Annotated in this window: 11 protein-coding genes and 2 pseudogenes; 11 read left to right on the top strand and 2 right to left on the bottom strand. The window is 61.2% G+C overall.

Translation table 11 applies throughout. The features are described 5' to 3' along the window. Positions 1 to 26 precede the first annotated feature (26 nt). Complete coding sequence (locus tag ABV589_RS24870; protein WP_367084059.1) at positions 27 to 497, top strand: DUF1810 domain-containing protein; 471 nt, start codon at positions 27 to 29, stop codon at positions 495 to 497. On the opposite strand, the gene ABV589_RS24865 is transcribed toward ABV589_RS24870, so the two are convergent. Then, positions 462 to 2,822, bottom strand: coding sequence for a DNA polymerase II (locus ABV589_RS24865; protein ID WP_367084058.1), 2,361 nt, complete (start codon positions 2,820 to 2,822; stop codon positions 462 to 464). The genes ABV589_RS24870 and ABV589_RS24865 overlap by 36 nt on opposite strands. A 329-nt stretch (positions 2,823 to 3,151) precedes the next feature. Here ABV589_RS24865 and ABV589_RS24860 point away from each other — a divergent pair, with 329 nt between their 5' ends. Next, entirely contained in the window at positions 3,152 to 3,592 is a 441-nt protein-coding gene (locus tag ABV589_RS24860; RefSeq protein ID WP_027613875.1) for a CBS domain-containing protein, read from the top strand. 136 nt (positions 3,593 to 3,728) lie between these two features. On the opposite strand, the gene ABV589_RS24855 is transcribed toward ABV589_RS24860, so the two are convergent. Next, complete coding sequence (locus ABV589_RS24855) at positions 3,729 to 4,352, bottom strand: glutathione S-transferase (protein ID WP_367084057.1); 624 nt, start codon at positions 4,350 to 4,352, stop codon at positions 3,729 to 3,731. A 1,138-nt stretch (positions 4,353 to 5,490) separates the two neighbouring features. On the opposite strand from ABV589_RS24855, the gene ABV589_RS24850 reads away from it, so the two are divergent. The 9 genes and pseudogenes from ABV589_RS24850 to ABV589_RS24810 all read left to right on the top strand — a co-directional run bounded on the left by ABV589_RS24850 (position 5,491) and on the right by ABV589_RS24810 (position 15,405). Next, on the top strand, positions 5,491 to 6,309 hold the full coding sequence (locus ABV589_RS24850; RefSeq protein ID WP_367084056.1) for an energy transducer TonB: 819 nt from the start codon (positions 5,491 to 5,493) through the stop codon (positions 6,307 to 6,309). Positions 6,310 to 6,360: 51 nt separating this feature from the next. Then, positions 6,361 to 7,068 (top strand): MotA/TolQ/ExbB proton channel family protein, encoded by a 708-nt coding sequence (locus ABV589_RS24845; protein WP_007966644.1) that lies wholly within the window; start codon positions 6,361 to 6,363, stop codon positions 7,066 to 7,068. Further along, entirely contained in the window at positions 7,068 to 7,469 is a 402-nt protein-coding gene (locus ABV589_RS24840) for a biopolymer transporter ExbD (RefSeq protein WP_003223575.1), read from the top strand. Before ABV589_RS24845 ends, ABV589_RS24840 begins: the two co-directional genes overlap by 1 nt. 207 nt (positions 7,470 to 7,676) lie before the next feature. Continuing rightward, positions 7,677 to 10,388, top strand: a complete 2,712-nt coding sequence (locus tag ABV589_RS24835; protein WP_367084055.1) for a TonB-dependent receptor — start codon at positions 7,677 to 7,679, stop codon at positions 10,386 to 10,388. 198 nt (positions 10,389 to 10,586) lie between these two features. After that, positions 10,587 to 10,829 (top strand): annotated as a pseudogene (locus ABV589_RS24830) (ABC transporter substrate-binding protein); the annotation flags it as partial. A gap of 188 nt (positions 10,830 to 11,017) precedes the next feature. Beyond that, positions 11,018 to 11,260: pseudogene (locus ABV589_RS24825) on the top strand (ABC transporter substrate-binding protein); the annotation flags it as partial. 191 nt (positions 11,261 to 11,451) lie between these two features. After that, a complete protein-coding gene (locus ABV589_RS24820; RefSeq protein WP_367084054.1) occupies positions 11,452 to 13,317 on the top strand; it encodes an extracellular solute-binding protein in 1,866 nt (621 codons plus the stop codon). A gap of 1 nt (position 13,318) precedes the next feature. Then, positions 13,319 to 14,383 (top strand): microcin C ABC transporter permease YejB, encoded by a 1,065-nt coding sequence (yejB, locus tag ABV589_RS24815; protein ID WP_367084053.1) that lies wholly within the window; start codon positions 13,319 to 13,321, stop codon positions 14,381 to 14,383. Then, positions 14,383 to 15,405, top strand: coding sequence for an ABC transporter permease (locus ABV589_RS24810; RefSeq protein WP_367084052.1), 1,023 nt, complete (start codon positions 14,383 to 14,385; stop codon positions 15,403 to 15,405). Before yejB ends, ABV589_RS24810 begins: the two co-directional genes overlap by 1 nt. Positions 15,406 to 15,413 lie beyond the last annotated feature (8 nt).

The following is a 15,413-nucleotide window of genomic DNA, read 5'->3' as shown; positions in this document are numbered from 1 at the left end:
TGCCGGCTGCTGGCGAGGGCTTCGTCATGAGAAGCACTGATCAGCATGACCCGTTCAACCTGCAGCGTTTCGTCCAGGCGCAGGACCCGGTGTTCGAACGGATTCAGCGTGAACTCGGTGAGGGGCGCAAGCGCAGCCACTGGATGTGGTTTGTGTTCCCGCAGTTCGCAGGGCTCGGTGGCAGCGAGATGTCCCGGCGTTTCGCCATTCAGTCCGCCGAAGAGGCGCAGGCCTATCTGGCCCACGACCTGCTCGGTGCGCGGCTGCGTACCTGCACGCAGTTGGTGCTGAAAGTGCGCCAGCGCTCGATTGCCGAGATTTTCGGCCACCCCGATGACCTGAAATTCCACTCCTCGATGACCCTGTTTGCGCAGTTCAGCGCCGAAGATTGCCAGTTCGCTCAGGCACTGGAGCGCTACTTCCACGGCATCCTCGACGAATGGACCCTGCAACTGCTGGACTCAAAACAGGCCCAGTTGCCCCCCGATCAGGGTTGAGAAATCGTCGTCGACGAAGGGCAGAATCGCATCCGCCACCGGTTGCAGCTGGCGGGTGATGTAGTGGTCGTAGTCGATCGCGGCGCGGCGCACTTCCAGCGGTTCCGGCCCGGCCAGGGTGATGACGTAACTGATCCAGCCGCCGTTCTGATACTGCCGTGGGCGCCCGTGCCGGGCGTTGTAATCATCGGCCAGCCGCGCCGCACGCACATGCGGCGGCACGTTGCGTTCGTAGTCGTCGAGAGTGCGGCGCAGGCGTTTGCGGTAGACCAGTCGCTCATCGAATTCGCCGGCGAGGGTCTTGCGCACGTAATCGCGCACGTAATCCTGATACGGCTTGCGCTGGAAAATCCGCTCGTAGAGTTCCTGCTGGAACTGCCGGGCCAGCAACGACCAGTCAGTGCGCACGGTTTCCAGACCTTTGTAGACCATTTCTTCGCTGCCGTCGGCGCGGGTCACCAGTCCGGCGTAGCGCTTCTTGCTGCCCTCCTCGGCTCCGCGAATGGTCGGCATCAGAAAGCGTTTGTAGTGGGTTTCGTACTGCAATTCGAGGGTGCTTTGCAGGCCGTATTCCTCACGCACATGTTCGCGCCACCAATCGTTGACGTGCCTGACCAGCGCCTGGCCGATCTGCGCCGCTTCTTCCTGCCCATGCGGCCGGCGCAGCCAGACGAAGGTCGAATCGGTGTCGCCGTAGATCACCGCGTGGCCCTGCGCTTCGATGAGCTGCCGCGTGTGTAGCATGATCTCGTGGCCGCGCAGGGTGATCGACGACGCCAAACGCGTATCGAAAAACCGGCAACCGCTGGAACCGAGCACGCCGTAGAAGGCGTTCATGATTATCTTCAGCGCTTGCGACAGCGGTGCGTTGTGCTCGCGCTTGGCGGTCTCGCGGCCCTCGGCGACCCGCGCAACAATCGACGGCAGGCAATGCCGGGTGCGCGAGAAACGTGCGCCGCGAAACCCCGACACCGAATCGGCATCGTCCGGGCGTTGCAGGCCTTCGATCAGGCCCACCGGGTCAATCAGAAAAGTGCGGATGATCGACGGGTAAAGGCTCTTGTAGTCGAGCACCAGCACCGACTCGTACAGCCCCGGCTGCGAGTCCATGACAAAGCCGCCGGGGCTGGCCTGTGGCGGGTTGGTGCCCAGGTTCGGCGCGACGAAACCCTGACGGTGCATCAGCGGCATATACAAATGGGTGAACGCCGCTACCGAGCCGCCGCTGCGATCCGCCGGCAGGCCGGTAACGCTGGCGCGTTCGAGCAAAAAGGTCAGCAGTTCGGTCTTGGCGAAGATCCGCGTGACCAGCTCGCAGTCCTTGAGGTTGTACTTGGCCAGCGCCGGTTTGTCCTCGGCGAACATGCGGTTGATTTCGTCCATGCGCTGGTACGGGTTGTCGATCGCCTTGCCCTCGCCGAGCAGGGTCTGGGCGACGTTTTCCAGGCTGAACGAGGGGAAACTCCAGGTCGCCGAACGCAAGGACTCGATGCCGTCGATGATCAAGCGCCCCGCCGCCGAGGCAAAGTAGTGCGTGCGGCTGCCGTGTTCGCGCCACTGCATCTCCTCTCCGCCACGGCCGATTTTCAGCGGCACACCGAGGCGTCGCGCGTGTTCGTGAAGGATGCGCAGATCGAACTGCACGACGTTCCAGCCGATGATTGCGTCGGGGTCGTGGAGGGCGAACCAGTCGTTGAGCTTTTTCAGGATCAGCGTGCGTGAGTCGCAGTATTCGAGGTCGAAGTCGATGATGCTGGCGTCACCGTTGGGTGCGCCGAGCATGTACACCTGACGCTGGCCGCAGCCCTCGAGGGCAATGGAATACAGCTCGCCGGTTTCAGTGGTTTCGATGTCCAGCGAAACCAGGCGCAGTTTGGGTCGATACTTGGGGTCGGGTTTGAGTTGAGCATTGAGCAATACGCCGTCGGCATCGGCAGTACCGCTGAACAGCACCGGCGCGGTAATGAAACGCTCCATGAGGTAGCGCTCGGGCGGACGCACATCGGCTTCGAAGACATCGACGCCGGCGCGGGACAGCGCGGTTTCCAGGCGCATCAACTGGCCGTGTTGCTGGCAATACAGGCCCAGCACCGGGCGATGTTCGAAGTCCTGCAGGGCCAGCGGGCGCAGTTCGACGTTCTTTTCGTCGTGCAGCAGACGCTCGGCCGCTTCGCGTTGTGCGGCGGGGATAAACGCCACCGACGTCTGCGGCGCCAGCCGCACACGGCGCGGCCCGGCGTCGGTCGCCAGCCAGAACTCGACTTCGGTGCCGACCGGGGTATCGCGCCAATGCCGGGTCAGGACGAAGCCCTGCTGTAAATCCACCACTGCAACCTCAGGAATTGAATCAGAGGGGCATTCTACGCGGCATCGTCCGAGATAACCCCATCCCCTGTGGCGAGGGAGCTTGCTCCCGCTCGGCTGCGCAGCAGTCGTAAAATCAGGCAATGCGGTAAATCAGGCAAACCGAATGCTCAGGGTTTGGGCCTGCTCCGCAGTCCAGCGGGAGCAAGCTCCCTCGCCACAGGGTTGGAGACAGGCCGGAAAAACCGCCAAATGACGTTTTTTGCGTGCTATCTGCCGCTTTGCCACCTTGCCCTGCGCGCCAGCGTCTACGATGCTTGAAGAACAACGACAACACCTGAGTAACCGCCATGAAGACCGTCGCCCAACTGCTCAAGCTCAAAGATCAGAAAAATCAGGAAGTGCACCATATCGATCCCGGTCACATGGTGCTCGAAGCGCTGATGAAAATGGCCGAGAAAAACGTCGGGGCCTTGGTGGTGATGGAAGATGACAAAGTGGTCGGCATCATCAGTGAGCGTGATTACGCACGCAAACTGGTACTGCACGGGCGCTCGTCGGTGGGCACACCGGTGCGCGACATCATGGTCAAGGACGTCATCACCGTGGACACCCACCAGACCGTCGACACCTGCCTGGGCATCATGTCCGACAAACGCTTGCGCCACTTGCCGGTGGTGGAGAACGGCAAACTGATCGGCCTGCTGTCGATCGGTGACCTGGTGAAGGAGGCGATTGCCGAACAGGCGGAGCTGATCAAGCAGCTGGAGCAGTACATTCGCGGGGAATAAGTCCTTCCCTCCTTCAGGAGTGAGCCCTGTGGTGAGGGGATTTATCCCCGATGGACTGCGCAGCGGTCCCGGCTTTTTTGGGGGTGCTTCGCGCCCCATCGGGGATAAATCCCCTCACTACAGGATCTTGTGGTGGTCAAACCGGCCAGTGCCGGGCGAAGACAGGTGCCAGCACCGGGTGCCGGTCGATGCGCTGCAACCACGCATAGAACCCCGGACGGCTCTGGCGCAGGTGTTCGCGGCTGCCCGACCAGCGCGTCACCACGGCCGCCAGCACGTCCAGCGCGCCGGGCGTTTCGTCGTCCAGGTACAACTCGGCGGAAAACTGGTCGGCAAACACTTCCCAACTCCAGTGCAAACGCTCACGGGCGCCGGCCATCAGGTTTTGCCGTGAGGCTTCGTCCGGCATCACCAGCCAGCGCTCGGGGTAATCGATGACACCGATGGCCGCGTAGCAATTGCTGGCGATGTAGACCATGCCGCGAATCGCCTGATCGCGATCAGCCGCCTTGGCCGGCAACAGACCGGACTCGGGAAAACTCAGGCCCAGATGAATCAGAATTGCCACACTTTCGGTGATCGCACTGCCATCGGGCAATTGCAGGGTTGGCACCTGTTTCAGTGGATTGAGATGCGCCAGTGCCTCGGCGGCTTCGCTTGAGGCTTCGATATCGATAAAGCGATAGGCGATCTGGCATAACTCCAGCGCCACCTCGATGGCTGCGGCACCTGAATTGCGATGTCCGTACAGTTGATACATGCCCCCTCCTCGATCTCGACAGATCTGTGTAGCCCTATTTATAGCGGGTGTATCCGCTTTGGCACGTTTTTCCCATGCAATCGCGACTTGCGAATTCAAACCTCGCAAAACAGCGCTGGCGGTGCCCATCCCGCACCAAGAGCAATCATCGAACGCTATCCGCGTTCTTGTAAGGTGCGATACCGAACCAAAAGTTCGCGTATCCGAGCTGGCAACAAGGAGTTCACCGCGTGAATCTTCAAACGCTCTGCAAAGCCTGTTGGTATCCATCGGCGCAAAGCCGAGTTCGCCGTAACAGTCCCGGCAATCAATACCCTTACCTTATTACCTGAACCCGACACTCATGCCCTGTGTCTGGCGCCATTGCTTGCGCCAGCGGCAGCACACTATTTATTTTTTAAATACCACCCATGAAGTTAGTGCACCAACAACAGTTCGAAGACCAATAGCAGGATTGTCGAACAATAACTTCAGTTTTTCATTATTGCACCAAAAGCGCTCCACCGATCACAACTAACCAATATCCAACCATTGATTTCAGTTAAACAAAAACAAGGAATACAACCTGTGACCCGCTAATCCATTGACCCGCACCAAATCAGTCCGCCGCGCACCAGCAAATGCCCCGGCAGACCCGAGCTCAGCGGCTCTATCTGGCGAATCTGCCCGATACAGCGCCAGGCCTGACTCGCCCGTAAAAAAGCCCCGAAATTTGGGGTCGTGGACAGTCATGCACTAAAGAAAACTCGGCCCGCCAATAAAATTTATATAAATGCGACATGGGTAACAGCCATGAAATAACCGCTCTACATTTCGGCAACATTTGGCACAGCGGTTGCAAAACAAAATTCGAGTAATCAACTGTAGGAGCTGCCGCAGGCTGCGATCTTTGCTTTTCAAGATCAAAAGATCGCAGCCTCCGGCAGCTCCTACATTAAGCACCAGAACAACCAGGGAATGGCTAATGAACACTCGAAGTCGATGGCTCTAAGCCAGTAACTGTAAGCAAGCCCGGCTCAATAGATAGTTCAACTATCGGCCTGCGCACACCTTGAAGAAAGTTGCACCCACCCACTCGAACATCACCCCTATGTTCGGACGGCAGCTTATTGCCCTTCATCAACCCGAGGGAGCTTTAATGAACGATGCGGTAAAGCACAGAGCCCTGCCGGGGCCGTTACGGGAAGCGCCAATCCCGCCGCCACCGGACAGGCCGGCCTTCACGGCCAACACTTCGCAGCCTGGCGGGTTGAGCAAGCAACAGATGCTGTTGCTGGTGGCGGTGTCAGCGCTGATACACGGCGGCGCCTGGTGGTTTTTCCAGCAGACCCGGCCCGAGCCACTGCCGATTCCGCCGCAGATTCCGGAAATGACCGTCGAGCTGAGCAGCCCGACGCCGCCGGCACCGCCCACACCGGAACCGCCACCGCCGCCCCCTCCACCACCGGAACCGGAACAACCGGTGGAAGATGAAGACGCGGTCAAGCCCCCGCCAAAACCGGCAGAGAAACCCAAGCCGATCGAAAAACCGAAACCGGTCGAGAAGCCCAAACCGGTGAAGAAAGTCGAGCCGCCGAAAGCTCCGCCCGCCCCGGCACAACCGGCCGCTCCCGCTGCGCCGGCGACACCGAGCGCGCCACCGGCCCCGGCCGCCGCGCCTGGCCCGGTCAAGGAATCGGCAGCGATTTCCGGCCTTGCCAGCCTTGGCAACCCGCCGCCGGAATACCCGTCGCTGGCGCTGCGGCGCAATTGGGAAGGCAGCGTGGTGCTGCGCATTCAGGTGCTGGCCAACGGTCGCGCCGGCTCGGTGACAGTGACCAAGTCCAGCGGCAAGCCGCAACTGGATGACGCCGCCGTCGCGGCGGTAAAGAACTGGAAGTTCATTCCGGCCAAACGCGGTGACACGCCGATTGACGGCTTCGCCACCCAGACCATCGATTTCAAATTGCCGCAATAACGGCACAACCCGACGAACTCACAACCGACTTAATGCAAGCGAGGTGTAGCGATGAACAATTCACTGTCTTCGATGATTGTCCCCGGTGTGCTCTGGGGCCTGGTGCTGTTTTCCGTGGTCAGCTGGGCGATCCTGCTGGTCAAGTCGGCGCAATACCTGCGCCAGAAAGCCCAGAACAAACAGTTCAGCAAAGCCTTCTGGGGCGCACCGGATCTGCTCACGGCGGCCGAACACGCCAGCCAGTATCCGGGCTCGCTGGCACGCATCGCCAGCAGCGGTTTCGAAGCCTTGCTGGTGGAAGAATCGCCGCGCACCACGCAACAACTGGCGCACACCATCAACCGTTCCGATCGCCTGGAACGCAACCTGCGCCAGCAGATCCAGAAAGAACGTCGCTCGCTGGAAAACGGTCAGGCGATCCTCGCCAGTATCGGCAGCACCGCGCCGTTCATTGGTCTGTTCGGCACCGTGTGGGGAATCATGGAAGCCCTGCAAAGCATCGGCGAAACCGGTTCGGCCAGCCTTGAAGCGGTCGCCGGCCCGATCGGTCATGCACTGATCGCCACCGGTGTGGGGATCGCCGTCGCGGTCCCGGCGGTGCTGATTTACAACTTCTTCCTGCGCCGCCTGAAACTCGCCTCGGCAGACATGGATGACTTCGCTCACGACTTCGACGCACTCGCCTCACGCAGTGCGTTTTCCATCAGCCGTCAGGCCATCGCCAGTAAAACCACAGCCGCCGTGCGGGAGGCCAGCTGATGTCCTTTTCCACCCAAGACAGCGATGAAGTGCTCAGCGAAATGAACGTCACGCCGCTGGTGGACGTGATGCTCGTGCTGCTGGTGGTGTTCATCGTCACCGCACCGCTGATGACCAACGCGATCAAGGTCAACCTGCCGAAAACCGATGCCGTCGCCCCCGCCGAAAAGAAAGACCCGGTGGTGGTCAGCGTCGATCAGGACGGCAAGTTCTATCTGGCAAAAACCGAACTGGCGCCAGAATCGCTGGAGGCCAGTCTCAAGGAGGTCAAGGCCAAGGACGCCGAAGTGCGCGTGCAGCTGCAGGCCGACGCCAACGTCAACTACGGTCAGGTGGCCAAGGCCATGGCGTCCATCGAACGTTCGGGCATCAGCAAGATTTCGGTGATGACCACCCACTGAGTGCGGTGCCGGGCGCGCGTTGAGAAGCGCGCCCGACACCGCTGAAGAATCCCGTCGCAATCAGCCGACCGAAAAAACGCCACGCGTGTTCGGAGGGGATCGGCTTGCTTGAAGAAAGTGGTTTTTCGCGGCGCGGCACCCCCGTGACCTGCGCAATCAGGGCTCACAAGGCCATTTCGATAACGTCTAACAAAGTCGGAAACAACCATGCTGATGAACACTCCACGCTTTACGCTCAAACCTTTGGTGGCCACGATCTCTCGTCATCGTTTTGTTCCGTTGTATCTGGTGGCCATGGGGATGGGTGCCGGGACTGTGCAAGCCGCCGAGGATGACAACGCGGCCGTGCCCGCTGCGGCAGCGGTGGTGGCGCCGACCACGCAACTGCAACGGGTGGAAGTGACCGGTTCGGCGATTCGCCGGGTCGACGCGGAAACGGCGGTGCCGATCACCATTCTCAAGGCCGATGAGCTGCGCAAACAGGGCGTGACCACCACCGCCGAGCTGGTGCAGCGGATCACCGGCAGCCAGTCGATCAACAACAGCGCCGGCTCGGTCGGCGCCGCCACCGGTGGCGCTTCGTTTGCCGACATGCGCGGCATCGGCGCGAACAAGACCCTGGTGCTGCTCAACGGTCGACGCCTGGCCAACAATGCCTTGTCCGGCACCAACTCGGCCGGCGGCGCGGTGGATCTGAACATGATCCCGTTTGCCGCGATCGAGCGCGTGGAGGTTCTGCGCGACGGCGCATCAGCCCTGTACGGCACCGACGCCATCGGCGGCGTGATCAACTTCATCACCAAGAAATCCCTGACCGATGGCCAGCTCACCCTCGGTGGCGAAACCCCGACCCACAGCGGCGGCGGTGCCAGCAAAGACATGAGCGCCAGTTGGGGCTACGGAGATCTGGAGCAAGACCGCTTCAACGTGCTCGGCGTGTTCAACTACAACAAGCAGCAGAACCTCGACGCCAACGACCGCTCCTTCGCCCGCGACTACGTGCCCGGTCGTGGCCTGGACCAGACCTCCGGCACCGCGTTCCCCGGCAACTACAGCCAGAACGGCAACGCCACCAACCCGTTGGCCAACAGCAATTGCAACGGCCCCAACCTGGTGGCCCGCGACGGCTTGTGCCGTTTCAGTACCCGTGAATACATCGACCTGATTCCGCAAACCGAAAAGACGTCGTTCTTCGGCAAGACCACCGGCAAGCTGGCGGATGACCACAACGTCAACCTCGAATACTTCTGGTCGCGCAACAACAACGCCACGGCGGTCGGCCCGGCCCCGCTCACCGGTTTGAGCCTGGACTCGTCGTCGCCCTACTACCCCGGCAACGGCATCACCCCCGGCCCGACCGGCTTCGCCCTCGACCCGACGCAGCCGGTCGATGTCAACTGGCGCGAGACTGCTGCCGGCCCGCGTGAATCGAAAGACCAGAACACCAGCCAGCGCTTTCTGCTGAGCTTCGACGGTCTGGTCGGCGGCTGGGATTACAACGTCGGCGCCTCGTACAACCAGAACAAAATCGTCTCCAGCGTCACCAGCGGATATGTCAGCGATCAGGCGATGATCAACGGTCTGGCCAGTGGTCTGCTCAACCCGTTCGGCCCGCAATCGGCCGCCGGTCAGCAGTACATCGACCAGGCCATGTACCACGGCGCGTACTCCACCGCTGTCGGCCGCGTCGCCGGTTTCGACGGGCGGATCAGCCGCGAGATCGGTGACTGGTTCGGTGCCGGCCCCGCCGGGCTGGCGCTGGGCGGCGAGTACCGCAAAGAGAAATTCCACCAGGACTTCGAACAGTTTGCCGGCGACATTCAGAGCCTCGGTATCGACCCGGCCGGCAGCGTCGAGGGCGACCGCAGCGTGAAGGCCGCGTACGCCGAAATCAACGTGCCGGTGCTCGACAGCCTCGAACTGTCCGCCGCCGTGCGTCACGACAAATACAGCGACTTCGGCAGCACCACCAACCCGAAATACTCGTTCCGTTATCAGCCGCTCAAGGAGCTGGTGGTGCGCGGCGCCTACAGTGAGGGCTTCCGGGCGCCATCGCTCTACGAGCTGTATTCGCCGCGCAGCATCACCTACACCCAGGGCTACTACAACGACCCGGTGCTGTGTACCGGTGGCGTGGTGCAACCGGGTGGCAACGGCGGGCGCGATTGCGGCCAGCAGTTCCTCAACCAGATTGGCGGTAACGAAGACCTGGCCCCGGAGAAGGCGCGCAACGTGACGCTGGGCTTCGTCTATCAGCCGGTCAGCAACCTGTCGGTGGGTCTGGATTTCTGGTGGATTCACATTTCCAACCAGATCCAGCCGTTCCCTGAATCCACCGTGTTCGATCAGGCCGGCAGCTACCCGGATCGCTTCGTGCGCAACGCCGACGGTACGCTCAACTACATCGTCACCGGCAACGCCAACCTCGGCATCGTCGAAACCAACGGTGTCGATGTGTCGCTGGACTACCGCTTCCCGAACACCCCTTACGGCCAGTTCGGTCTCGGACTGCAAGGCACCTACGTCGACAGTTACGACTTCCAGAGCACCATCAAAGGCCCGTTCACCGACAAGGTCGGCGACTTCGAAGGGGATGGGGTGATCGCGCGCTGGAAACACAACCTCACCGGCAGCTGGACCTTCGGCGCGGCTCGCGCGTCGCTGACCAACCGCTTCACCACCGGTTACAACGACTACGACCGCGATACCCATGCGCGCGTGGCGTCGTATTCGGTTTGGGACCTGTCGGCCGGCTACACCTTCAACAAGGTGCTCGATGTCGATGCCGGGATGAAGAACATGTTCGACCGCAACCCACCGTTCTCCAACCAGGCCTACAACTTCCAGAGCGGCTATGACCCGCGCTACACCGACCCACTGGGCCGCACGCTGTTTGCGCGCATGACGTATCACTTCTAAAGCACAAAACACCGCAACACCGGGTGAATGCAAACCTTTGTGGCGAGGGAGCTTGCTCCCGCTTGAGTGCGCAGCACTCACAAAAATCTGCAGGGTTAATCCGATTTTTTGGGGCTGCTTCGCAGCCCAGCGGGAACAAGCTCCCTCGCCACAGTTTTCAGCGTTGCAGTGAGTTTTCGGGCTTAGAGGAAAAACTTCATGAGATTCATGCGCAACATGGCAGGCCTGCTGCTCGGCGCTTTGCTCTGCGCCGCCGTGCCGGCACTGGCCGCCGGCAGCTACGCACTGACGGTATACGGCGAGGCGCCGAAGTATCCGGCGGGTTTCGAGCATTTCGATTTCGTCGATCCCGATGCGCCCAAGGGCGGTTCGCTCAGTCGCGCGTCGATGGAAATCGGCCAGTACAACTACATCACCCCGTATGCCGATCAAGGCATTACACCGCGACACCGGGTGAATGCAAACCTTTGTGGCGACGGAGCTTGCTCCCGCTTGAGTGCGCAGCACTCACAAAAATCTGCATGGTTAATCTGATTTTTTGGGGGCTGCTTCGCAGCCCAGCGGGAGCAAGCTCCCTCGCCACAGTTTCAGCGTTGCCAGTGAGTTTTCGGGCTTAGAGGAAAAACTTCATGAGATTCATGCGCAACATGGCTGGCCTGCTTTTGGGCAGCGCACTGTTATGCACCGGCACCTCAGCAATGGCCACCGGCAGCTACGCAATGACGGTATACGGCGAGGCGCCGAAGTATCCGGCGGGTTTCGAGCATTTCGATTTCGTCGATCCCGATGCGCCCAAGGGCGGTTCGCTCAGTCGCGCGTCGATGGAAATCGGCCAGTACAACTACATCACTCCGTATGCCGATCAAGGCATTACACCGCGACACCGGGTGAATGCAAACCTTTGTGGCGAGGGAGCTTGCTCCCGCTTGAGTGCGCAGCACTCACAAAAATCTGCAGGGTTAATCCGATTTTTTTGGGGCTGCTTCGCAGCCCAGCGGGAGCAAGCTCCCTCGCCACAGTTTTCAGCGTTGCAGTGAGTTTTCGGGCTTAGAGGAAGAACTTCATGACTTTCATGCGCAACATGGCCGCTCTGCTGCTCGGCAGTGCGCTGCTATGCACCGGCCCCTCGGCAATGGCCGCCGGCAGCTACGCACTGACGGTATACGGCGAGGCGCCGAAGTATCCGGCGGGTTTCGAGCATTTCGATTTCGTCGATCCTGACGCACCCAAGGGCGGTTCACTCAGCCGCGCGTCGATGGAGATCGGCCAGTACAACTACATCACGCCGTATGCCGATCAAGGCATTTCCGTGGTGCAGGTCAACGACTGGGTGTATGCGCCGCTGGCGTTCCGTTCGCTGGACGAGCCCTACACCGTTTACGGGCTGGTCGCGCAACAGATGGAACGCGATGCCGAGGGCCTCTGGGTACGCTTCACCCTCAACCCCAAGGCGCGCTTCGCCGACGGCACGCCGATCACCGCCGAGGACGTGCGCTACACCTTCAACCTGCTGATGACCAAGGGCAGCCTCAGTTATCGCCAGCAATACGCCGACGTGCAGGACGTGCTGATCGAAGGCCCACGGCAGGTGCGCTTCACCTTCAAGAACAACCTCAACCGCACCCTGGCGCTGGACCTCGCGACGCTACGCGTGGTGCCCGAACACTGGTGGAAGACGCGCGATTTCGCCAACGGCGGCGGCTTCGAACCGCCGCTGGGCAGTGGCCCGTATCGGGTCAGCAAAGTCGATGCCGGACGCAGCATCAGTTTCCAGCGCGACCCGGACTGGTGGGGCAAGGACCTGCCGGTCAGTCGCGGCATGTACAACTTCGACACGCTCACGGTGAATTTCTACGGTGACACCGACGTCGCCCGGCAGCTATTGCAGGCCGGGGCCTTCGACTACAACCGCGAGTTTTCCTCGTCCGGCTACGTGGTCGGCTACGACAGCCCTGCGCTGCGTGACGGTCGCTTGCAACAGGCGATCCTCGCTCCGGAAAAACCCACCGCCGCTCAAGGCTTCGTGTTCAACCTGCAAAACCCGATCTTTCAGGATCGCCGTGTGCGTCAGGCGATCAGCCTGCTGTGGGATTTCGAATGGACCAACAAACAGATGATGCGCGGCTTCTACGTGCGCCAGAACAGCTTCTGGCCCAAGAGTGAAATGGCCGCCACCGCCCTGCCCGACGCCGAGGAATTGAAGATCCTCGAACCGTTGCGCGGACAGATTCCCGACGAGGTGTTCACCACGGTGTATCAGGCGCCGAAAACCGACGGCAGCGGTTACATCCGCGACAAGCAGTTGCAAGCCTTGAAGCTGCTCGCCGAGGCCGGCTGGACGCCGCAACACAGTCGACTGGTCACCGCCGCCGGCGAACCTCTGGAGTTCACCTTCCTCGACGGTCAGGGCGGTTTCGACCGCATGCTGTTGCCGTTCAAACGCACCCTCGCGCAGATCGGCATCACCCTCAATCTACGGCGGATCGACTCGGCGCAATACGTCAATCGGCTCAACGCCCGCGACTACGACATGATCGTCACCAGTTTCCCGCGCAGCGGCGATCCGATCGTCTCTCCCGGCCGCGAGTTGTACAGCCTGTATGCCTCACAAAGTGCCACGCAAGTCGGCAGTTCGAACTCGATGGTGCTGGCCAACCCGGCGGTCGATCAACTGATCGACGGGCTGGTCAAGGCCGATACCCGCGACGCCATGGTGCATTACGCCCGCGCCCTCGACCGGGTGCTGCAATGGGGTTACTACATGATTCCCAACTACTACTCCAAAGGCACGCCGACGGTGTATCAGAACCGCTTCGGCACGCCGCCGGTGCAACCGGCGTACGACGAAGGCCTCAACACCTGGTGGGAGGTCTCGGCCAAGCCGTTGACCACGCAACAGATGCACGCCCAGCTCGCGGGGGGCCAGTGACATGCTGCGTTATCTGAGTCGACGTCTGTTGCTGATCATTCCCACGCTGCTGTGCATTCTGGTGGTCAATTTCCTCATCGTGCAGGCCGCGCCGGGTGGCCCGGTCGAACAAGCCATCGCCCGTCTGCAAGGTTTTGGCGGGCACAGTATGGGCGGTGGTGGCGAAATCGCCGCGACGGGGGGTGCCGGGCGCAGCAGTCGCGGGCTGGACCCGGCGCTGATCGAGGAAATCAAGCATCACTACGGTTTCGACAAACCGATGCACGAACGCCTGTGGCTGATGCTGAAAAACTACGCACAGCTGGATCTGGGCAGCAGTTTCTTTCGCGGCGCCAAGGTCACCGATCTGATCGTGCAGAAACTGCCGGTGTCGTTGTCGCTCGGCCTGTGGGCGACGCTGATCACCTACCTGATTTCGATCCCGCTGGGCATCCGCAAAGCGATCAGCAACGGCAGCGCGTTCGATGTCTGGAGCAGCACGGCGATCATCATCGGCTACGCGATGCCGGCGTTTCTGTTTGCGATGCTGCTGATCGTGGTGTTCGCCGGCGGCAGCTACGTCAACTGGTTTCCGGTGCAGGGCCTGGTGTCGGATAACTTCGACAGCCTCAGCACCCTGGGCAAGGTCGGCGACTACCTCTGGCACCTGGTGTTGCCGGTCACGGCGCTGGTGATCGGCGGGTTCGCCACCCTGACCATCCTCACCAAAAACAGCTTTCTCAACGAGATCAGCCGCCAGTACGTGATCACCGCGCGGGCCAAAGGTCTGACCGAGCGCCGCGTGCTTTACGGCCACGTATTTCGCAACGCCATGCTGCTGGTGGTGGCCGGGGTGCCCTCGGCGCTGATCGAGGTGTTTTTCGCCGGTTCCTTGCTGATCGAAACCATCTTTAACCTCGACGGCCTCGGGCGCATGAGTTACGAGGCGGCGGTGTCGCGTGACTATCCGGTGGTGTTCGGCGCGTTGTTCCTGTTCACCCTGTTCGGCCTGTTGATCAAGCTGATCGGTGACCTCTGCTACACCCTGCTCGACCCACGCATCGACTTCTCGGCGAGGACTGCCTGATGTTCACACTCTCTCCTCTGGGTCAGCGCCGGGTCGCGCAGTTCAAGGCCAATCGCCGTGGGCGCTGGTCGTTGTGGCTGTTCCTCGGGCTGTGCCTGATCTGCCTCGGTGGCGAACTGATCGCCAACGACAAACCGTTGGTGATCCGCTACCACGGCGCCTTGTACTTCCCGATCCTCAGCGAATACCTGGAAACCGATTTCGGCGGCGAACTGCCGTTCCAGCCGGATTACGCCAGCGCTTACGTGCACGGGCTGATCGAGGATCAGGGCGGCTGGATGCTGTTTCCGCCGATCCCGTTCAGCTACGACACGGTCAATTACGACTTGACTGAACCGGCCCCCAGCCCTCCCTCATCGAGCAATTGGCTGGGCACCGACGATCAGGCGCGGGACGTGTTGGCGCGGGTGATTTTCGGCACACGGATTTCAATTCTGTTTGCGCTGATCCTCACCGGCATCAGTGCGTTGGTCGGCATCGTTGCCGGAGCCTTGCAGGGTTATTACGGCGGCTGGGTCGATTTGCTCGGGCAACGGGTGCTGGAGATCTGGTCGGGGCTGCCGGTGCTGTATCTGCTGATCATTCTGTCCGGTTTTGTCTCGCCGAGCTTCTGGTGGTTGCTGGGAATCATGGCGCTGTTTTCCTGGCTCGCATTGGTGGATGTGGTGCGCGCCGAGTTTCTGCGTGGACGCAATCTGGAATACGTCAAAGCCGCGCGGGCGCTGGGGCTGACCGACAGCGAACTGATGTTGCGGCACATCCTGCCCAACGCGATGACCTCCACCCTGACCTACCTGCCGTTCATTCTGACTGGCGCCATCGCCACCCTCACCGCGCTGGATTTCCTCGGTTTCGGCATGCCCGCCGGGACCGCCTCGCTGGGCGAACTGATTGGCCAGGCCAAGCGCAATCTGCAAGCGCCGTGGCTGGGGCTGACGGCGTTTTTTGCCTTGGCGCTGATTTTGTCGTTGTTGGTGTTCATCGGTGAGGCTTGCCGAGATGCGTTTGATCCACGATCTTGATCCGAGGA

It is taken from the genome of Pseudomonas sp. HOU2 (genome assembly GCF_040729435.1).
Classification (GTDB): domain Bacteria; phylum Pseudomonadota; class Gammaproteobacteria; order Pseudomonadales; family Pseudomonadaceae; genus Aquipseudomonas.
This window is presented reverse-complemented; position numbering and strand designations above follow the sequence as displayed.